The following is a 20,120-nucleotide window of genomic DNA, read 5'->3' as shown; positions in this document are numbered from 1 at the left end:
ACTCCTGGTCGACGGTACGGAGAGGGGTGGGGCGGTCGGCGCGGCGGCCTCCGCCCGGTACGCGCGGACCCGCTCCGCGCCGCCGGGCCCGGGCCGCCACACGAGGTGGCGGCCACGGGCCCGCGGCGGACGGGTCGGTCGGGGACGGGTGGGTCCGGGACGGGTCAGTGACGCGGGGTGCCGAAGCGGAGCATGCCCTTGCGGCGCACGTGGAGCACGAGGGCGCCGCCGGCGGCGATCAGGGCCAGGCCACCGAGTGCGGCCGTGCCGAGCTGCGCGCCGGTGGAGGCGAGTGCGCCGCCGGAGCCCGAATCGGTGCCGGTGCCGGAGCCGCCGCTGTCGGAGCCGTCGCCGTCGAGGCCGGCGGAGTCGTCGGAGCCGCCGTTGTCGGAGCTGTCGGAACTGTCGGGGCCCGTGGTGTCGCCCGGGCCGTCCGTCGGATCGGTGGGGCCGTCCGTCGGATCGGTGGGGTCGTCCGTCGGATCGGTGGGGTCGTCCGTCGGATCGGTGGGGTCGGCGGTGACGGCGGTCGTACGGAATCCGAACGCGACGCTGTACGCGCCGTCCGCGCCTTCCGCCAGCGTCAGGGTGTGCGGGCCGGCCTCGATGTCGTCGGGGACGGTGAACGCGTAATTCGCCACGGCGCCTCCGTCGTCCGCCGTCGCGCCGGTGAGGGAGGCCCCCTCGTCGAGGGCGACCGTCACCGCCGCCGCCGCCGTGAATCCCCGCGCGGTGATCTTCACCGTGTCACCGGGCTTCAGCGCGGGGTTCGCTCCGAGGGTCACGCCGTCGGCGTCGGTCACGGACAGGGGAGTGTAGACGGGTACCCCACCGTTCACTTCCGAAGCGGCGTACAGCTGGGCGTCGGCAGGGGTGAAGGACGCGTAGTAGTAGGCGCGGCCCTCCACGGTCGGCGCGGGGATGTCGATCTCCGCCACCCCTTCGACAAGGTCCGCCCGCCCGATCTCCACGGGCTGCGCGCTGTCGGTCTCCTTGGACGAGAAGACGACGGTCCCGGTCGCCCCCGCCGGAGTCACGGTGGCCCTCAGCTTGTACGCCTGCCCCACCAGGGCGTTCTCCGGAACGCCGGAGAGCGCGATGCCGGTGGCCTGCTGTTCCAGGACCGACCAGGAGTCCCCCTCGACCTTGATGAGCGCGGTGAAGGCGGGATCGGTCTCGCCCCTCGCCGTGCAGTAGAGGCCGATGGTGTAAACGCCGTCGAAGTTCCCGTCCGGAATGGCTTCCAGGAGACGCTGCCCCAGTGTCCGGTGGAGCACGGCCGGGCTCCACGCGACCAGATCGTCGGAAAAGGCGCCCGTGGTGCTCGGCGCGGACTTCAGCTTCGCCAGGTTCGATGCCAGCGGGTTGCCCGGTACGACCACGGCGAGGTTGGAGACGACCGAGCCCTCCGGGCAGGGACCGTCCGTCTCCGCGTGCGTCGCGAAGAGCGGATCGTCGAGCTTTCCGCTCGTCGGCGTGAGCTTGAGCGCACCGATGGTGGTGAACGCGTGTGCTTGCGTGGTCATGGCGAGCACGGCCGCGAGGGCTGCGAAGAGCAGAGCACAGCTCGTCAGCAGGGCCACGGGCGATCTCAGTGGTGCCAGGCGGTTCATGGGCGGGTTTCCCCCAGGGAGTTCGACGGGTGGACGGATACGCCGGGGGGCCGGGCACCCGTGGGGTGCCCGGCCGTCGTGCTCGGCGGTGTGGTGTGCGGTGCCTCTCCCGGCGTCGTCCGCCCCGTAGGGGGATACGACGCCGGGAGAGGGCGTCAGTTGAGGCCCTGCTGCGTGGTGGTACCGCAGTTGGAGCCGAGGGTGCCGAAGCCGTAGGCGGTGATGGTGGTGGTGGCGGCGCAGACCTTGGAGGTCGAGCCGACGAAGGTGGAGGAGATGGTGGCGTCGGTGAGCTTCGCCGTGGGGACGACGTTGTAGACGTCACGGTTGAAGCTGAAGACGGTGTTGAGGGTGAAGGTGGAGGCGTTGTAGGGCGCGGTGCCGTTGACCTTGATCAGGTCGGTGGCGCCGTGGATGTCGGTGACGGTGCCGCTGACCTGCGCGATGTACTGCGCCACCGAGTACGGGGCGATGTCACCGGCGGTGTCCAGCGCCAGACCGTTGTTCTCCTGCACCGACTGGTTGACACAGCTGCCGACCTGCGCGTCCGTCAGACCGAGCTTCTCCAGGAAGAAGGAGCGCGTGCCGGAGCCGGTCTGCGGCAGCAGCGGCGTGAGGGTCACGCCGTTCAGCGTGGTGGTGGTGCACTGGTAGATGGCCTTCAGCTGCGCCGTGGTGAGGTCCTGGGCGCCGGAGGCGTAGAGCGCGCTGTCGGTGCGGACCGCGACGGACACCGCGTCCTTGGCGAAGGGAATCCAGGTGAGCAGGGTTCCCGTCGTCTTGGCGCCGCGCGAGGAGCGGGCGAAGTCGATGCAGTCCTTGGTGGTGTCGTTGACGTCGGTGGCGAGCGCGGTGATGCCCGCCGAGGACCCGTTGGGGCGGCTGATCGCACAGCCGGAGCGGGTCGTGATCGAGGCCGAGCCGGTGGCGTCGTACGAGGCGATGATCTTGCTGCCGGAGGCGTTCAGGACCACGTTGCCGAGGGCGTTCACGACGTCCTGGGTCGTGTCCGAGCCGACACCGGCCAGGATGCGGTACTCGGTGGCCGGCGGGTCGGCGATGGCGGCCGGGGCGGCGAACGCGCCGAGGGCGAGAGCGACAGCACCGACGACGGCACCGGCACGAACACGAGACGTGACGTTCACTGTTTTCTCCTCCGTGAATACGGATCTCATGCTTACGGATGACGGGAAAACCCCGTGGGAAAGAGCAGTGGAGCAATCCGGATTCTGGTGCCTCCGGCCCGTCGGCCGGCGGTGCCCACACTTCCCGATCGGCGTGCGGGAGGCCACAAATCCGAGGGGCGGATCAGGTGAATGGATTGTTTCCTGCGCCACCCTTGGAGGTTCCGGGCGTACTGCCGGGAAATCGCGCCTTCCTGGAAAGAGGACATTCCGGGAAAGCGCGAATTCCTTGCGCTGTCCTATGGGGCGCCGGCTGCCTCCGTCCTGCCCCTGCGCGTGGAGAGACGCAGCAGGACAGGTCCCGACAGAGAGGCCGCGCCACCCAGGACGAGCACGCCGAGCAGGACCCAGCGGACCGCACCGAGCAGCTCGGAGGGGGTGCTGCCGGACGCCGTCGTGGCTGTGGTCCCTCCCGAGGCGGCGGCAACGCCGCCGCCCGCCGCTGCGGTCCCGGGCGCTCCGGGCGCCTCGGACGCTCCGGTGGACCCGGACACCCCTGTGGAACCGCCCGTCGAGCCGGACGAGGCTGATCCCGTGCCGCTCGTGCCGGAGCCGCCGCCCGAGGTGGCGCCGTTGCCGCCGGCGTCCGAGGAACCGCCGTCCGCCGAGGTCCCGTCCTCGGTGACCACGCCCTTTTCCAGTGCGGTCGCTGCCGCGAGCGCCTGGGTGCGCAACTCCTTCGGCAGCGGGGCGTACCCGGCCGGGAGCTGACCGGGCGCGGTGCCGGGCGTCTGTCCGTCACCCGCGGCGTACCGGATGACCTTGGCGTAGTCCGCGCGGGCGTCCGCCGCCTGGTCCACGGAGGCAGCCGCGTAGACGACGGAGGTGAGCGGGTAGGCGCTGCCGCGCGCCTTGGCGGGATCGGTCGTCTTCACTCCCGGGACGGCGGAGTCCGGCATCTGCGTGACCGCCTTGAGCATGGTGGCGGTCGTCGGCTTCACGAAGGTGCCGTCGGCGTTGGGCAGGGCCGCCACGTCCAGGAGGTACCGGTCGGAGGAAGCGGTGTCCGCGATGCCGATCTCGTGGGCGCTGTTCAGCGGCGGGCGCGTTCCCGTCAGCCCCGGCGGAGACGTGGTCGCGTTGCAGGTGAACGCCAGGCCCGAGTAACCCCGTCGGATCTTCAGGGCGGTGCTGTGCATGTCATTGGCGTACGGTACGAGATTCTGGCTTCCGTATTCGATTCCGGGGCACTGGGTGGGCGTCGAGGTGATGTCACTCTTCGGGTAGTAGTCGAAGGGTTCTTCGGTCAGACCGATACCCTTGTAGCTGGTGTTGAGATGCATTCCCCAAGGGTCGGGATTCCCTTCGAGGAACGAGCGGGCGTCTTTGTCCTGGATGAGGTAGCGCCAGAGCATGCGCGCGGTGTCGGAATTATCCAGGCCGACGACTATTCCGTTCGGCGCTTCGCGTCCGGCATTGATCTCGGGGTTCAACTGGAGGAATTCCGGGTCCGAAGCGATCCTGATGGGATTCCCCGCGACGGACTCGGGCTGTGGTAGGCCGAAGGTCCCCATCTGTACGTTCTCCACGTACGACTCGGTCAGCAGCTTCGCCAGGAGCCTCTGGTTGAGGCGCAGCCGGCTCGCATGGTGCGAGACCTGGGTGGACGCGTCCGTGTAGTTCCACATGAAGCCGATGGCGAGTCCGCTGATCGCGACCGGCGCGTGCACGACGGGGGCGGAGTCGGCGTCGACCTCGACCGGGTCAACGGTGAAGGCGAGGCCGGGCGAGGTGTCCGTCGGCGCGGTGACCGCCGAGCGCGCGGTCTCCTCACCGGCCTGGGTGAAGGTGAAGCGATGGGATCCGTCGGTGCAGAGTGTGCTCTGCCACGAGGTCATCGCGTCGGTGACCAGCTCGGAGCCGATGGTGCGCCGTTCGGGCTTGTCGGGGTCGCAGTTGTCGCCCACGGGAAGGAAGTCGAGCCGGAACGTCAGGCGCTGGTCCCAGATCGACTGGCTCAGCGCACTCGCCGCCGCGGGGGACGACGAGGACTCCGCCAGTCGGCCGTCCGGGTTGTGGTCGCCCCGCGGGACAGCGACGAGCCAGCACGGCTGGACCGCCCCCTCGGCGTTCCGGCGGGCTCCGCAACCCAGGTGCGGTGACTCCACGGAGGTCCGCACCTCGAAGATGGCCTCACCCGATCCCTCGGAGTCGTTCGCCACCCAGGGAATGTTGTTGGTGTCCCCGTCGGTGAAGTAGGTGTAGTCGAAGGCCCCCGTCGTCGTGGCGCCGCTGACCGGACGGAAGGGGACGAACTTGTTGCCGCCCAGGGGTTCGTCGGGGAGGTCCGCGTAGTCGCCCTCGGCGGGGTCGGCGTCCGAAGCCGGTGTGAGCGCCCGCGTGGAACCGGGAGAGGCGCTGCTCGTCGCCCCGAACTCGCACTGCTCGCGCGAGGGCCCCGCGTCGGGATCGTCGCCCCAGCACTGCATCAGTTGCATGAAGTCCCGGGCCGGCTCCGTGGTGCCCGGAGTACCGCCCGTCCAGGAGACTTTGACCGCCTGCCCCCGCAGGTCCTTGGTCTGGCTGACCGTCACCTTCAGCGTGGAGAAGTCGTCGTACGGCCCCTTCCTGCCGGTCTTCGTCACCGCGGAGCCGTTCTGTTCCGCCGCGCTCGCCGGGGTGTCACCGCCCGGCGGCACCGGCAGCACGGCGAGCACGAGAGCCGCCGTCAGCGCGCCCAGGCCCGCCACGACCCGGCGCCGCGCGGACACCGGGGCGTGTGTCGAAAGCCCCGCCTGTCCGGCGTCGCCCGGCACGCGCCCCAGCCGCCCCGGTGCCGTCACACGCGTGCGGCGCACGAGCGGTCCCCTCTCCCGTGGCTCGTCGTCGTGGGTCTTCCGCGCGCCGCTCATGCCGCGTCCCCCCTGCGCCGTGAGCGGGCCGCCATCGTCCGTGCGGTCAGCGGGGGTACGACGACCAACGCGACGAGCAGCAGCGCGGAGAGCGCCATCAGCGCGCCGCGCAGCCCGGGGCCGCTGCCCGAGGCGAGGGTGACGGGGTTGGCGACGACCGAACTGTCGCCGACCGCGGCGGAGTCGGTGATCACCTCGCCGGTGTCGGGGTCGACCGCGGTGCCCGCGCCGCCGACCGCGGCGCCGCCGCCGCCCGTCGCCTGGGCGTCGGGCTGCCCGTCGCCGTCCGCGTCCGCCGCCGCGCCGCCCGTGCCGCCGCTCGGCGCACCCTGGCCACCGGTCGCCGATCCGCCGCCCGTCGAGGCCGCGGTGCCGGTCGTTCCGCCCGTGGAGGAGCCGCCGGTGCCGGAAGCACCGGGCTTGACCGGGGTCGTCCTGGTGTCACCGGCGGTGCCGGTGGTGCACTGCGTGGGGCCCTGCTTGTCGCACGCCTTCGGCTGGGGCGCCTTCTTCGCGAGGGTGTTGCTGCCGTCGCTGGAGAAGGTGGGGTTGCGGCACTTGCCGATGTCGATCGAGGAGGTGGGTGCTCCGGGCACCTTGCGCAGCTGGTCGAAGCCGGCCTGCACGAGGTTCTTCGGGAGCGGCGAGTAGCCGAGCTCCTCCGCCTGCTGCTGGCCGTCGCAGAGGAAGTAACGGCCGAACGTACCGAGTGAGTTGCCCTTGTCCTTGGTGAATCCCGCCTCCTCCTTCGTCGGCAGGATCATGTAGCTGTAGCTGGACAGCGGGTAGGTGCGGTCGTCGTTGTTGCGGTAGACGCCGTCGAGGATCTGGGTGAGGTAGGAGGGGCTGTTCTTGTCGGTGTTGATCTTCGCGCCGAGCAGGCCGACGGCGACGCTGGCGGCGGTCGGTTCCACGTAGTAGCCCGAGGCGTTGAGCATCTTGACGACCGGGAAGCCCGTCTTCAGGGCGTAGGAGTACTCGACGTAGGTGATCGCACCCTCGCCGGACGTCTGGCGGACATGGCCGGCGACACCGTTCGACCCCGACTTGGCGATCATCGAACTCCCGCCGAGCAGCGGGTAGTTCGAGGTCATGCCGCAACCGCTGCCGCGGCCGGTCTTGTTGCAGTAGGCGTTCCAGACCGACGTCTGCTCCTTGGCCATCCAGGTGGTGAACTGGGCGGTCGTGCCGGAGCCGTCGGAGCGGACGACGGGGATGATCTGACGGGCGGGCAGGGTCAGCCCCGGGTTGTCCGCCTTGATCGCGCCGTCGTTCCAGCGGGTGATCTGCCCGGTGAAGATCTTCGCGAGGACCGGACCGGAGAGCCGCAGGTTGGTGACCCGCTTGCCGTTGATCTTCAGGTTGTACATGAACGACGTACCGCCGGCGACGATCGGCATGTAGGCGTAGCCGCGCTGCGGGGGCGAGTCGCGGACGCCCTGCTCGTACAGCCCGTACGGGATCTCGGAGACGGCGAAGTCCACCACGTTGTTGCGGAACTGCTCACGGCCCTGGGAGGAGCCGTTGTCGGTGAAGTTGACCGTCATGCCGAAGTTGGCCTTGACGTTACGGACCCACTGGGTGACCGCGTTGGCGCTCCAGGTGGAGCCGGAGCCGGTGATCTTCGCGTACGAGGCGGCCTCGGCGACGGGTGCCCGGACGGCCGAGAGCGCGCCGAACACCAGCAGCAGGGCCAGCAGCATCACCCCCGAACGGGCCGGGGCGTTGACGGGTCTCACGATGTTCTCCTTGGCGGTGTGCGGGTGCGCGGCACGCGGGTTCTGGGGGTGCGGGCAGGGGTGACGGCCGGACGGGGCGGGCGTCACGGTGTCGAGGGGTGTGCGTGCGGCGCCGGGCCGGTGGGCGGCTCGGCAGGGCGTACGGGGCGTACGGGGCCCCGCGCCGCGAAGCGGGCCGCGTCCCGGCGGGAGGCGGTGACCCTGCGGTGCTCCTGGCCCCGCGAGAGCTGCCCCGGGCCGCGTCCGCCCAGCACCCGGGCGAGGACGAACAGCAGCAGCACCAGGGCCATGAGCAGCGCGGCGGTACCGAATCCGCGCGAGATCATGTTCGGCTCGGGCGAGCGGACGAAGGTGAAGGTGGCCAGCGGCAGCGACACCATCGGCCCGGAGAACGGGTCCCAGTTCATCTCGGCGGTGAAGCCCGCGGTGAGGAGCACCGGCGAGGTCTCGCCGATGCCCCGGGCGGTGCCGAGGATCACCGAGGTCGTCAGCCCGGAGCGGCAGGTGGGCAGGACGACGTGCCAGACCGTCCGCCAGCGGGAGGTGCCGAGCGCGTAACTGGCCTCGCGCAGGGTGCCGGGCACCAGTCGGATGACGACGTCGGCGGCGCGGATCACGATCGGCAGCATCATCACGGAGAGCGCGAGCGCCGCCGCGAAGCCGGAGCGGTCCATGCCGACGGCGAGGATCACGGTGGCGTAGATGAACAGTCCGGCCACGATGGACGGCAGCGCGGTCATCGCTTCCACCACCGTGCGGACGAACCGCGCGAAGGGGCCGGGCACCTCGGTGAGGAAGACCGCGCAGACCAGCCCGACCGGGACGGTGACCAGCAGCGCGATGGTGATCATGATGAGCGTGCCCACGGCCGCGTGCAGCGCGCCGCCCACCGACAACGGCTCCAGCGGACCGGCGAACCGCATGTCCTCGGTGAAGAAGTTGAGGTGCGCCAGCGCCTGGCGGCCCTCGAAGAGCGCGTAGACGACGACGTAGACGAGGATCGCCACCAGCAGCAGTCCGAGTGAACGGATCACGGCGGCGGCGACCCGGTCCACGACCGCCGGGCCGTCCTCGTCCAGCGAGACCACCAGGGCGTACAGCCCGAGGAAGAGGACGTACGCCACGACGACGAACCCGACCGCGCCGTTGAACGGGGTGAGCCGGGCGAAGACCAGCCAGGTCAGCGAGAGCGATCCGGCGGCGGAGCCGAACAGGGCGTACAGGTCGCTCGCGCGCAGCGGGGGCAGGGCCCGCCGCCGTTCGCCGGCGGGGTCCTTCGTACGGGCGGGCCCGGGCAGGAAGGTACGGGGCGCGGCGCCGGGGGCCGGGTCGGCGCCACCGGACGCGCGGGGCGCTTCAGGGGCCAGAGTCATGGTCGTAACGCTCATTTCTGGGGCAAGAAACCGGGCAGAACCGGGCGCGTACCGCGCGGGGTGAGGGCGGCGCGCTCACGCGTCGCTGGACGCGCCGGAGCGGCTGCGGGCGACGATGGACGACGCCGCGAAGTTGACGATCAGCGTCATGACGAACAGGGCGAATCCGGCCGCCATCAGCGCCGACATCCCGAACTCGCCCGCCTCGCCGTAGCGGAGGGCGATGAGCGAGGAGACCGAGCTGGTACCGGCCTGGAGCACGTGCCACTGCACGTCGAAGGTGAGCGAGATGACCATGAAGACACCGATCGTCTCGCCGAGGGCACGGCCGAGCCCGAGCATCGTGCCGCCGATGATGCCGCCCTTGGCGAAGGGCAGGACCACGCTGCGGATCATGCCCCAGCGGGTCGCCCCGAGGGCGTAGGCACCCTCCCGCTCACCGGCCGGGGCCTGCGAGAAGACCTCGCGCATGATCGAGCAGATGATCGGCGCGATCATCATCGCGACGACCAGCCCCGCGAGCATCGAGGACGAGGTGTAGACGCTCGGCGGCGAGAGCGGGTCGTCCGGGTCCGCGCCCTCGACGCCGAACACCGGTATCCAGCCGAGGTAGGTGGCGATCCACCGCGCGGTGGGCACCACCTTGTCCTGGAGGAAGAAGAAGCCGAACAGGCCGTACACCACGGACGGCACGGCGGCCATCAGGTCGACCACGCTGATGAGCGTGCGGCGCAGCCTCGGCGAGGCGTACTCGGAGATGTAGAGCGCGGAACCGAGGGCCAGCGGGAACGCGAAGGCGATCGCGATCAGGGCGATGAGGACCGTCCCGACGAGCACGGCGGCGATGCCGAAGTTGCCCGCGTCGGGCGCCCATTGGGAGGTGGTGAAGAAGGACCAGCCGGCGTCCTCCAGCGCGAGCCGGGCCCGCGCGAAGAGGAACCCGCCGACGAGCAGCATCACCAGCAGGACGAGGGTCCCGCCGGAGCGGGCGACCGTGCGGAAGACCTTGTCCGGCAGGCCGGGGTCCGCGTACAGCCGCCGCGGAGCGTCGCCGGCCCGCCCGCCGCCCGCCGCCGGAGCTCCGAACGGGCCGGCGGCGGCTCCGGCGGCGGCTCCGGCGGACGGAGCGCCGTCAGCGCTTCCGGGGAGGACGCCGTCGTCCGTCAGGCGTCTGGATCTTTTCAGCGAAGGCACGCCCCGACGCTCGACCGATCCGGTGGACGGACACGTCCTGAGAGGTGAACGAGAGGGGCCCTGGGGGCAACTTCGGCATTCCTGGCACCGTTGTGCTCAAGAGCTACCCCAGAACGCCTCCTCTTCCACCTTCAGTCCGGGCAGCATCGCGCGGAATCGGTCATAGGCGGAGCGGCAGGTCGCATGCCGCTCGTACGTCCTCGGCGAGGCGGCCACCACGGTGCCCGACCCGTCCCGCAGCACCCAGACCCAGCCGCCGCCCCCCTGGCGGTGCTGAATCCCCCCGGAGTGGTGCGCGTGCGCCGCGCACAGCTCGACGAACGCCGCCCTGCACCGCGCGTGCGAGCCGAACGACACCCTCGCCACCGCCATCGGCCGGCCGTTCGACGCGACCAGCCGCCAGCCGTACCCCCCGTGTGTGTCGATGTCTATCTGACATCGCGTGCCCGTCGTACCGGCGGCCGATCTCGCCGCCTCCTTCGGCTGTTCCATGCCCCACCCCTCGCCGCCCCTTCACAGAAAAGACCGCAGGGTACGCACCTGCGTGGGCGGCAGAGGCAATCTACTGAGATGCGGGGAACCATGGAGAGGCAAAGGAGACCCCAAAGGTCACGATTCATGACGCGGTAACCATGCGGCCATGCTGGGGAAATCGCCCGAGACCGCCCCCTCCGCGCGGGAGTGCGCCGGGAGTGCGCCGAGGGGCGGAGCGGTGGGGGAGGGACGGGTGTTCCGGGGCGGAACTGGGGCCTCCGGATTGTTTCCGCGGCCGGGCAGGGCGGGGGCGCCCCGCGGGTGGGCGAACCTGGGCGTGTGCCGCCCGGGCCCTGAGTGCGTGGGGGCGGATCGGAGCCGTACACGAAGGTGCTCGGGGGCACGGGCGGGCGTACGGGTGTGGGCACAGGAACGGGCACGCGTACGGGCACGCGTACGGGCACGGCTGCGGGGCGGGCGGGGGCTCCGTCCGTTGCCCCCGCCCGCCCCGTACGCTCCCGCGCCGCCGCGCGTTCGCCTCAGCCGTGCAGGCGTACCGGCAGCCGCTGCACGCTGTTGCCCACGAAGGAGGCGTGCCGGGGCAGTTCGGGCTCGGGCACCGCCAGGTCGAGGTCGGGGAAGCGGGTGAACAGCTGCTCCAGTGCCGCCGTGCCTTCCATCCGGGCCAGCGGAGCCCCCATGCAGTAATGGGCGCCGTGGCCCAGCGAGAGGTGACGGGCCTTGCTGTCGCGGGTGATGTCGAAGCGCGCGGCGTCGGGGCCGTGGGCGTTCGTGTCGCGGCCGGCCGCCGAGTAACCGGCCAGCACCGGCGTCCCCTTGGGGATCACGGTGCCGTCGAGCTCCAGGTCGCGCGTCGGGTAGCGGAACGGGAAGTAGCTCACCGGGCTGTCCCAGCGCAGCGTCTCCTCCACCACGTCCTCCCAGCTCGCCTCGCCCGCGAGGACCAGGGCGAGCTGGTCGCGGTGGGTGCAGAGCGCCCGCACCGCGTTGGTGATGAGGTTGAGGGTCGTCTCGTGCCCGGCGATGATCGTGAGCATCAGAGTGCCGAGCAGCTCCTGCGGGGCCAGCCGGTCACCGTTCTCCTCGCGGGCCGCGATCAGCGCGGTGGTGAGGTCGTCCCCCGGCTCCTCGGTCCGGGCGGTGGCGACCGCGCTCAGCACCTCCACCATCTCCCGGTTGGCGGCCATCGCCTCCTCCGGGCCGATGTCCGTGGCGACGATCTGGTTGGACAGCCGGTGCAGCCGGTCGTGGTGTTCGGGCCCCACGCCCAGCAGTTCGCAGATGACGCCCATCGGCAGCGGCAGCGCGAAGTGCGTCCGCAGATCGGCGACCCCGTCCCCGGCCTCGGCGGCGGCCTCCAGGCCGTCCAGCAGCGAGGCGGTCAACGCCTCTATGCGCGGCCTGAGTTCCTCCACCCGGCGCGGGGTGAACGCCTTGCTCATCAGGGACCGCAGCCGCCGGTGGTCGGCGCCGTCGGCGGTCGTCATCCCCTGCACGGTGGCGAACGTCTTCAGCGGCCAGCCGTCCGCGATCTCACCGGCCTGGAGCGCCGCGAAGTGCGCCGCGTTCTTCGCGACGTCGGGGTGCTGGAGGAACTCCTTGAGCGCGTCGTGCCCCAGCACCGCCATGCCCGCCACCTCGCCGGGCATGATCACCTCGGTGACCGCGGAACGCTGCAGCAGCCGTGCGTTGGCCGCGTGCGGGCAGCCGCCCGCAGGGTCGAGGCGGTACGGCCCGTCGGCCGCGGAGTTCACCGGTGACGTGTTCAACAGAGCTCTCCAGATTCGAGGATGAGTGGTCGCGGGGCGGTACGCCGTGCTCCGCGGAGCACGGGTCCTCGGCGCGGGCCGACGGCGCGGAGTCGTCGGCGGGGGCGGCGGCGCGGGGTCGTCGGCGCGGGTGGTGGCGCGGGTTCGTCAGTACGGCACGGTCGAGGACGGCCGGGGCACGGCGGTGCTCCAGGGCGCCGTCCGGGCCGGCGCGAGGTCCCTCGCCGACTGCGGGGAGACCTCCCCCTGCGGCAGCTGCGGCGTGCCGAACCGTACCGGGAGCGCACCCAGACCCTTGCTCCAGGGAGACTTGATCCACTCCAACTCCGATTCGGCCACGGCGAGTTCCAGATCAGGAAGCCGGTGCCGGATGGTGTCCACCGCGGTCCGGGTGATCAGCCGGGCCGGGTCCTGCGCGGGGCAGGTGTGCGGTCCGGCACCGAACGCCAGATGGGAGCGGTTGCCGACCACCGGCACACCGTCGGCCGGCAGGATCTCCGGGTCCGCGTTGGCCGCCGCGAGGCCCAGGATCAGCATGTCGCCGGTACGGACGTCCTGTCCGCCGAACCGCATGTCGCGGGTGGCGTAGCGGGCGGGGAAGTTCTGGGTGGGCGGGAAGCGCCACAGCACCAGGTCGAGCGCGTCGTCCACGCTCAGGTGGCCGCCGGCCAGCGAGGAGCGGAACGCCGGGTCGCACAGGAGGATGCGCAGCGTGGTGGCGATCCAGTTCACCGTGGTCTGGTTGCCCGCGACGAACATCACCACCAGGTTGTGCAGCACCTCCTCGTCGGTGAGCTCCGCCGGGTGGTTCAGCAGCGTGGAGGTGATGTCCTCGCCGGGCTCGCGCCGCTTCTCCTTGATCAGCCCGTAGAGGATGGCGCCCATCCGGCGGCTGGCGTCCGCCGAGCCGCTGGTGGCGGAGACGGTGCCCGCGACGGCCTCCACCAGCTCCCGCCCGGTGCGGTCGTCCAGCCCGAGCAGTCCGGTGATCACCCGCAGCGGCAGCGTACGGGCGTAGTCGGCGACCAGGTCCGCCTCGCCCCGCGCGGCGAACGAGGCGATCAGCCCCTCGGAGGCGGCCCGGACGCTGCGGCGCAGCTCGTGGCCGTTGATCCCGGCGAGCCCGTCCGAGACGGCCGCCCGCATCCTGCGGTGCTGCTGCCCGTCCGCGAAGAGCAGCGCGGGGCGCCAGCCGACCATCGGGAGGATCGGCGAGTCGGCGGGCACCCGGCCTTCGCGCAGCAGACGCCAGTGGCGCGGGTCGTGCGAGAAGTCCCCTTCGTCGCGGGTGAGCTTGAGCAGCTCGCGGTGGCCCAGCACCAGCCAGGCGTCGATGCCCGGAGCCACGGAGACCGGGGCGACCGGTCCGTGCGCGTCGCGCATCTGCTCGTACAGCAGGGGCATCCGGTCACCGTCGAGATCCGGCCCGTACAGCGGCGTCGCCGTGGACGCGGACGGGGCGGCGGGCCAGGGGCAGCCGGCGGCGGACCCGGCCGGGGAATGCGGGGTGCTCATGAAGGCTCCGTGGCGACATGGATGAGGTGGCTGACGAGGGCGATCAGGGCCCGGATCGACGACTCCTCGTCGCGCGCGTCGCACAGGACCAGGGGCGTCCCGGGCAGCAGATCGAGCGCGTCGCGCAGTTCGTCCGTGTCGTGCAGAGGACTGCCGGGGAAGACGTTCACGGCGACGGCGAACGGCAGATCCAGGTCCTCCAGGTTGCCCAGCGCGTCGAAGGAGGCGGTCAGGTCCCGGGTGTCGACCAGGGCGAGCGCCCCCAGCGCACCCTTGGCGAGGTCCCGCCAGGCCGGCAGGAACCGCTGCTGCCCCGGCGTACCGAACAGGTAGAGCACCAGATCGCCGTCGACGGTCAGCCGACCGAAGTCGAGGGCGACCGTGGTGGTCGTCTTGGTGCTGTCCACGACGGTGTCGACCCGGGCGCCCGCCTGGGTCATCGCGGCCTCGGTGAAGAGCGGCTCGATCTCCGAGACCGTCCCGATCAGCGTGGTCTTGCCCACCCCCAGCGGGCCGACGACCAGGATCTTCGCCGCCCCCGCCACGCTGGACGCGACGTACTTCCCGGAGGTGGGACCGGCCGGGGTTCCCCGGCCCGGGGCGGGTGCCGGACCGGCCTCGACGAAGGCTTCAGATACGGCTTTCGAGACCATCGAGGACCTTTCTGAGCATGGTCACATCGGCGCGTTCGGCCGCGGGAATGGGAGGGCGGGTCACGATCAGCCCCCACTGGACGAGATCGGCGAGCAGCACCTGCACGACCGAGGGCGGCTGGCGCAGGTGCGCGGCCACTTCCGCGACCGAGATGAGCCCCTCGCAGTGCGTCAGGATGGCGAGGTGCTCCGGCTGGAGGGACGCCGGGAACGCCGCCTCCGTGGCCATCACCAGCGACTCCCAGGACAACGGCTCGGCGCCGGACTCCGCACGGCCGCGGGTGATGACGTAGGGGCGTACCGCCGAGGCTCTCGGCTCCTCGGACCGTCCCGTCATGACGACGCGATGGCCTGATCCCGCGGCAGACTGCTCAGGTGCGCGCCGATCTTCGCCACCAGCAGCTGCATTTGCTGCGCCACGAGACCGACGTCCGCCTCCAGGTCCGTGGCGACACCCAGGTGCGCGCCGACCCCGGCATGGGTGAACAGGACGAACCCGTGGTCGGACTCGAGCATCAGCTGGCGCAGCCCCACACCGGAGCCGAAGAGCAGGGTCGTCGTGGAGCGGCCCGTCATGGTCATCGCCGCGCAGGCCGCCGAGAGCGACTCCGCCTCGGCGACGCTGAGACCCGACACCGGGCCCTTGAGGTTCTCCGCGGACGCGTGGCCGAGACGCAGGCCGTCCTCCGAGACGACGACCGCGTGCCGGACGCCGGGGATCTCGGTGAGCGGGCGGAGCATCCAGCCCAGGTCGGGGAGTCGAGTGATGGTTCCGGTCACGACCGGCCTCCGTGCTGCTGGTTCGGGCTACTGGGCAGAGACGGTTCGCCGGGCGGCGCCGCCTCGGGTTGAGCGGTGGCCGGCCGGGGCCGCGCCTCGTCCGCGCCGAGGGCGGCGCGTCCGCGCAGGGTGCCGGAGACCACGCTGGCGATCGACGCGCGGGCCGCCTCCGGCGTCCACGGTGCGGACTCGGGGGCGGGCCGCGCCGGGGGCACCGAGTGCCGGGCCGCCCGCGGCGGCACGGCGTCCGGGGCGTCCGCGGTACGGGCCGGGCTCCGCCGGCTGCGGCGGCGGGGGAGACCCGCGGTCCGCGGGCCGTCCTCCGAGGACGGCCCGGCCGGGCCGAGGCCGTCGTCCCGGGTTTCCGCCCGGGTGTGCTCCGCGTACTCGGCGCTGCCGGCGCTGCCGGCGCTCCCTGCGTACACGTCGTGCTCGGCCTCGGCGTCCCCGGCCGGTCGCGGCTCTTCCCGCGCCGGGAGCTCCAGGGACTCCGGACCGTCCCCGGGCCACGTGTCCGGACGCCGGTGCGCCGGGACGCGCGCCGCCGGCTCGGTCAGCAGCCGGAACGGTACGAACATCACGGCGCGGGTCCCGCCGTACGCGGACGTCCCGCTCAGCTCCACGTTGAAGCCGAGCTCGCGCCCCCACCGGCCGACACAGGCCAGGCCGAGCCGGGGCACCGCACCCAGCCGGGTCAGGTCCAGATCGTCGTGCAGCTGGCCCCGGGCCTGCTGCAACACGTCCGGCGGCATGCCGAGCCCGGCGTCGTCGATCTCGACGACCGCACCGGCACCCACCTCCCGCACGCTGACGATGACCTGGGAGCGCGAGGGCGAGAACACCGTGGCGTTCTCCAGGAGTTCGGCGATGGCGTGCATCAGCCCTTCCGCCGCCGGAGGCGCCGCGTACAGCGTCTGCCCGCCGTGCACCTCGATCCGCCCGAACTCCACGATCCGCGACTGAGCGCCGCGCACACAGTCGTACAGCGAGACCGGACGGGTCTCCCGGCGCGCGGGCCAGATGCCGCACATCACCAGGAGCGTCTGCGCCTTGCGGGTCATCTGGGAGGCCGCGTGGTCGGCCTTCATCACCTCGGCCATCAGGCGGGGATCGTCCAGCGAGCGTTCCACCTGGTCCAGCACCTGCTGCTGCACCGTGGCCATCACGTGCATGGTGCGCGCCACCGACTCGAAGGCGGCCATCACCGAATCGCGCAGGACGCGTTCGCGGTGCACCGCCTCGTCGGAGCCGAGCACGTCCACCACCAGGTCCAGCGACCGTGCGAACTCCTCGCCCGTCTCGCGACGTTCACGCAGCGGACCCGGCGCCCCGTCCACCCGCTGCCCGGTGCGCAGCAGTTCGGTGATGGCCGGTACGCGCACCTGGGCGAGGTGCGCCACTTCCGCGTCCCGGGCGGCGGCGAGCGACACCGCCTCGGCGCGGTGGGCGCGTTCGGCGTTCAGCTTCCGGGCGAGCAGCACCACCGGGGCGATCAGCAGCACGGCGACGGCGACACCACCGGCCGCCAGCACACGCCGTGCGTCGCCGGTGACGACCAGGGCCGACACCGCGCAGCCGGCCGCGAGCACGGCGGCGGCCGGCCAGACCACGGCGGGGCGGAGCACTCTCTCGTACACCGGCCGCTCGGTCCGCTTCGCGGGACGCGCTGTGCCGGTCTGCGGTCTCACCACGACGGCCTCGCCCCGACGGCCTTGCAGAACACAGCGCCAGCCACGAGGAATGGACCCTTCCAGGACACGTCGAACTCCCTTGCGAGATCAAAGGCATGCAGAGCCTAGACCAAACGGTCTGACTTCCAAGGGGGGTGAGGAGGACTGCTCGTCAAGATCGCAACAGTTATGGCGACTTGTCGTACACGTACTTCCGGAATTCGAGATGTCGCGGGGGTGCTGCTCCTCGTGCCACCCATGGGCCGGTCCACCAGCGGCGATGGACCGGCCCGGGGGCGGGGCCGGGTGACGTCGTCGCGCGGACGGACGCGCGGACGGAGCTCCCGGCGCGGGAATTCCCGACGGCATCACCCGGTATCGCCGGGAACTCCACATACGAGCCGCATTTCCGGCCGGCTCTTTCCGGCCGACTTTTCGCGGCCCTGTCCGGCCGCCCCTGCCCTGCGTTGCACACAGGCAGGGGCGGCCGTCACGGGCGGGGCTGCCCGTCCTTCGTCGCCGTGGACCTGGCGGCGGCCTCGATCAGGTCGAGGACAGCGCCGGGGTGGGAGACGAGGGCGGCGTGCGAGCTGTTGATCTCCACGGTACGGGCCCGGGCGCGGCGCGCTTCGAAGCGCTCCAGGTCGCTCCCGAGGGTCTTGTCCTGCCGGGCGACGAGCGCCCAGCTGGGGATGGTGCGCCAGGCCGCGGCGGTCGCCGTGGCACCGAACGCGGCTTCCGCGACGGGGCGTTGGGCGGCGGCCAGCACGCGCGTCGTGGCCTGCGGAAGATCGGCGGCGAAGACGTCCCGGAAGAGGGCGGGGTCGATGAAGAGATCGGCGCTCCGGTTGCCTTCCCCGGCGGTCCCGGTCGGGATCCGCCGCAGGGCCGGGGCCAGCTGCGACTCGGTCGAGCGGGCGGCGAGCGCGCCGAGGTTCTCGCCCTCGTCGGGCATGAGCGCGGCGATGAAGACCAACGCCTCGACCTGCGGATTTCCCGCCGCCGCCTGGCTGATCACGGCACCGCCGTACGAGTGCCCGACCAGCACGATCGGACCGTCGACGGTGGCCAGCACACTGCTCAGGTAGCCGGCGTCGGAGGCGAGGCCGCGCAACGGGTTGGCGGGGGCGAGGACGGTGTATCCCGCCTGCTGGAGCCGGGCGGAGACGGTGTTCCACCCCGAAGCGTCGGCGAACGCGCCGTGTTCGAGCACGATGGTCGGCCGGTGGGCCGCACGGTCCGCCCCCGCGGGGGCGGCGGAGGCGTGGGGCGTCAGAGCGAGGGCCAGCAGCCCCGCGACGGCGGGCAGGGCCGCCAGGCTTCGGATGCGTCGGAGGTGCACGGGTTCTCCCGGGTGGGTCGTTTCGGTCGGTGAGAGACCCGAAAGCGTATCCAAATCGGTCAAAAATGAACGTAACGGCACGGCAGATGTTCGCCGGGTGGTGGAGCTTCGCGGAGCGGCGGAGCTTCGCGGGGGCGGGCGTGCACCGCGGGGAACGGCAGGGGCCCCCGGAAGGGTGCGGGGGTCGATGGTGACGGAGGAGCCGGCCCCGGGGAGCCCGGGATCACCCTTCCCCGCGCGGGCGGATGGTGGGATCTGGCGCGCGCAGACGTCTTGTCACTGAGTGACACCCGGACCTACTCTCCAGTATGACTCGCGAGTAACCAGCGTGTTTCCGCGGGGTTTTCGGGCTCGGCGCACCCCTGTCCGACCCGGAGCCCGGCGCGGCAGCCCCCAGTGCACACCCCGGTGCGGGATCAGGGTCCCGGTGCCCCCGCGGCACGAGTCGCCGGTAGCGAACTCTCGTCCTTCCCCCCGAACCGAGGAGTGAGCCGCATGGAACGACCGAGCAGCGCCCGTCCCCCTCACGCGTCCCCGCCGGCGGGCCGACGCCGGACCGCCCGACCGGCCCGGCGCGGCACCATGGGGGTGATCACCGGGCGACTGCTGGCGGCCGGACTCGCCGCCGCGGCCTGCCTGGGCGCCCAGACGCTTCCCGCGTCCGCCGCCACCGCCCCGGTGGTCTCCCGGGGCGTGGAGATCCCGGCCTTCTACACCCCGCCCCAGACCCTGCCCGCGGCGGACGGCGCGCTGGTGCGTACCGAGCCCCTCAAGCTGGCGCTGAGCCTGCCCAGCCTGGGCGGCCCGCTCCCGGGCAAGGCGACCCGGCTCATGTACAAGTCCACCGACTCCAACGGGCTTCCGGTGGCCGTGACCGGCGCCTACATCGAACCGACGGCCGCGTGGAAGGGGAGCGGACCGCGTCCGCTCGTCGCCCTGGCACCCGGCACGATGGGGCAGGGCGACCAGTGCGCCGCCTCGCTGGGCCTCCAGAACCCGATCACGCTCAACGGCGACACGGTGTCGATCGGTTACGAGGACCTCTCCGTATACCGGCTGCTGGCCGCCGGTACCGCCGTGGTCGTCACCGACTACGCGGGTCTCGGCGCCACCGACCGGCTGCACACCTACGTCAGCCGGGTCGACGGCGGCCACGCGCTCCTCGACGCCGCCCGCGCGGCGCGCGGGGTGAGCGGGGCGTCCGTCACCGCCGCCTCCCCGGTGGGTCTCTACGGCTACAGCCAGGGCGGCGGCGCCAGCGCGTCGGCCGCCGAACTCCAGCCCGCCTACGCGCCGGACGTCAAACTGGCCGGTGCCTACGTCGGCGCGCCCCCGGCCGACCTGACCGCCACCATCAAGGGGATCGACGGCAGCGCCCTGGCCGGCGCCCTGGGCTGGTCCCTGAACGGCTTCCTCCAGAGCGACCCGTCCCTCCAGCCCATCGCGGACGCCCAGATCAACGCGGCCGGCAAGGCGGCCCTCGCCGACCTCTCCACGATGTGCATCGGCGACGCGCTCTTCGGGTACGGCTTCAAGAAGAGCAGCTCCTGGACGACCAGCGGCAAGTCCCTGAGCCAGCTGGTCGACACCATCCCGCAGCTCAAGGCCACGCTCGACGCGCAGCGCATCGGCAACCTCAAGCCCACCGCCCCCGTGCGGGTGGCCACCGGCATCCAGGACGACATCGTGCCGCACGCCCAGGCCCGCCAACTCGCCGTCGACTGGTGCCACAAGGGCGCGAACGTCACCTACGACGCCGTCATCCTCCCCAACCTCGGGGACAAGATCGTCACCAACCACCTGGTCCCGCTCCTCACCGACCAGGGCGACGCCATCTCCTGGCTGACCGACCGGCTGGCCGGCAAGTCCGCGAGCTCCAACTGCTGGACCATGCCCCTGCAGCCCTGACCCGCACCGAAGAACGCCGAGGGTCCCCCCGCC

General features: G+C 72.1%; 15 protein-coding genes. 1 reads left to right on the top strand and 14 read right to left on the bottom strand.

The features are described 5' to 3' along the window. Positions 1 to 164 precede the first annotated feature (164 nt). The 14 genes from ACWCWD_RS15500 to ACWCWD_RS15435 all read right to left on the bottom strand — a co-directional run bounded on the left by ACWCWD_RS15500 (position 165) and on the right by ACWCWD_RS15435 (position 18,179). A complete protein-coding gene (locus tag ACWCWD_RS15500) occupies positions 165 to 1,613 on the bottom strand; it encodes a hypothetical protein (protein ID WP_450773222.1) in 1,449 nt (482 codons plus the stop codon). Between the two features lie 155 nt (positions 1,614 to 1,768). Next, positions 1,769 to 2,758 (bottom strand): substrate-binding domain-containing protein, encoded by a 990-nt coding sequence (locus ACWCWD_RS15495; protein ID WP_450773220.1) that lies wholly within the window; start codon positions 2,756 to 2,758, stop codon positions 1,769 to 1,771. Positions 2,759 to 3,036: 278 nt separating this feature from the next. Beyond that, complete coding sequence (locus tag ACWCWD_RS15490) at positions 3,037 to 5,508, bottom strand: hypothetical protein (protein ID WP_450773218.1); 2,472 nt, start codon at positions 5,506 to 5,508, stop codon at positions 3,037 to 3,039. 137 nt (positions 5,509 to 5,645) lie between these two features. Further along, positions 5,646 to 7,388, bottom strand: coding sequence for a phosphate ABC transporter substrate-binding protein PstS (gene pstS / locus ACWCWD_RS15485; RefSeq protein WP_450773216.1), 1,743 nt, complete (start codon positions 7,386 to 7,388; stop codon positions 5,646 to 5,648). Positions 7,389 to 7,471: 83 nt separating this feature from the next. After that, entirely contained in the window at positions 7,472 to 8,761 is a 1,290-nt protein-coding gene (gene pstA, locus ACWCWD_RS15480; protein ID WP_450773215.1) for a phosphate ABC transporter permease PstA, read from the bottom strand. A gap of 75 nt (positions 8,762 to 8,836) precedes the next feature. Further along, a complete protein-coding gene (pstC, locus tag ACWCWD_RS15475) occupies positions 8,837 to 9,955 on the bottom strand; it encodes a phosphate ABC transporter permease subunit PstC (protein ID WP_450773213.1) in 1,119 nt (372 codons plus the stop codon). Positions 9,956 to 10,051: 96 nt separating this feature from the next. Beyond that, positions 10,052 to 10,447: a hypothetical protein gene (locus ACWCWD_RS15470; protein ID WP_450773211.1), complete on the bottom strand. Its 396-nt coding sequence runs from the start codon at positions 10,445 to 10,447 to the stop codon at positions 10,052 to 10,054. Positions 10,448 to 10,968: 521 nt separating this feature from the next. Further along, a complete protein-coding gene (locus ACWCWD_RS15465; RefSeq protein ID WP_450773210.1) occupies positions 10,969 to 12,219 on the bottom strand; it encodes a cytochrome P450 family protein in 1,251 nt (416 codons plus the stop codon). Between the two features lie 147 nt (positions 12,220 to 12,366). Further along, positions 12,367 to 13,734 (bottom strand): cytochrome P450, encoded by a 1,368-nt coding sequence (locus ACWCWD_RS15460; RefSeq protein WP_450773208.1) that lies wholly within the window; start codon positions 13,732 to 13,734, stop codon positions 12,367 to 12,369. Beyond that, positions 13,731 to 14,279, bottom strand: a complete 549-nt coding sequence (locus ACWCWD_RS15455) for a GTP-binding protein (protein ID WP_450773405.1) — start codon at positions 14,277 to 14,279, stop codon at positions 13,731 to 13,733. Before ACWCWD_RS15455 ends, ACWCWD_RS15460 begins: the two co-directional genes overlap by 4 nt. A gap of 85 nt (positions 14,280 to 14,364) precedes the next feature. Further along, positions 14,365 to 14,724, bottom strand: a complete 360-nt coding sequence (locus ACWCWD_RS15450) for a DUF742 domain-containing protein (RefSeq protein ID WP_450773206.1) — start codon at positions 14,722 to 14,724, stop codon at positions 14,365 to 14,367. Then, positions 14,721 to 15,167 (bottom strand): roadblock/LC7 domain-containing protein, encoded by a 447-nt coding sequence (locus tag ACWCWD_RS15445; RefSeq protein WP_390957968.1) that lies wholly within the window; start codon positions 15,165 to 15,167, stop codon positions 14,721 to 14,723. The genes ACWCWD_RS15450 and ACWCWD_RS15445 overlap by 4 nt, the downstream gene beginning before the upstream one ends. Then, on the bottom strand, positions 15,164 to 16,804 hold the full coding sequence (locus ACWCWD_RS15440; RefSeq protein WP_450773204.1) for an ATP-binding protein: 1,641 nt from the start codon (positions 16,802 to 16,804) through the stop codon (positions 15,164 to 15,166). The genes ACWCWD_RS15445 and ACWCWD_RS15440 overlap by 4 nt, the downstream gene beginning before the upstream one ends. Before the next feature lie 523 nt (positions 16,805 to 17,327). Further along, positions 17,328 to 18,179, bottom strand: a complete 852-nt coding sequence (locus ACWCWD_RS15435; RefSeq protein WP_450773202.1) for an alpha/beta fold hydrolase — start codon at positions 18,177 to 18,179, stop codon at positions 17,328 to 17,330. Positions 18,180 to 18,761: 582 nt separating this feature from the next. On the opposite strand from ACWCWD_RS15435, the gene ACWCWD_RS15430 reads away from it, so the two are divergent. Further along, positions 18,762 to 20,087 (top strand): lipase family protein, encoded by a 1,326-nt coding sequence (locus tag ACWCWD_RS15430; protein ID WP_450773404.1) that lies wholly within the window; start codon positions 18,762 to 18,764, stop codon positions 20,085 to 20,087. Positions 20,088 to 20,120: the final 33 nt, after the last annotated feature.

This window comes from Streptomyces sp. NPDC001493, assembly GCF_053597235.1.
The sequence above is the reverse complement of the archived record's forward strand: the minus strand, read 5'-3'. Positions and strand labels throughout refer to the sequence as shown.

Bases quoted from the DNA above. Each gene is read 5' to 3' on its own strand.
- ACWCWD_RS15450 (WP_450773206.1), bottom strand. From the start codon at position 14,724: ATGACGGGACGGTCCGAGGAGCCGAGAGCCTCGGCGGTACGCCCCTAC.
- ACWCWD_RS15470 (WP_450773211.1), bottom strand. From the start codon at position 10,447: ATGGAACAGCCGAAGGAGGCGGCGAGATCGGCCGCCGGTACGACGGGC.
- ACWCWD_RS15460 (WP_450773208.1), bottom strand. From the start codon at position 13,734: ATGAGCACCCCGCATTCCCCGGCCGGGTCCGCCGCCGGCTGCCCCTGG.
- pstA (WP_450773215.1), bottom strand. From the start codon at position 8,761: ATGACTCTGGCCCCTGAAGCGCCCCGCGCGTCCGGTGGCGCCGACCCG.
- ACWCWD_RS15500 (WP_450773222.1), bottom strand. From the start codon at position 1,613: ATGAACCGCCTGGCACCACTGAGATCGCCCGTGGCCCTGCTGACGAGC.
- ACWCWD_RS15430 (WP_450773404.1), top strand. From the start codon at position 18,762: ATGGGGGTGATCACCGGGCGACTGCTGGCGGCCGGACTCGCCGCCGCG.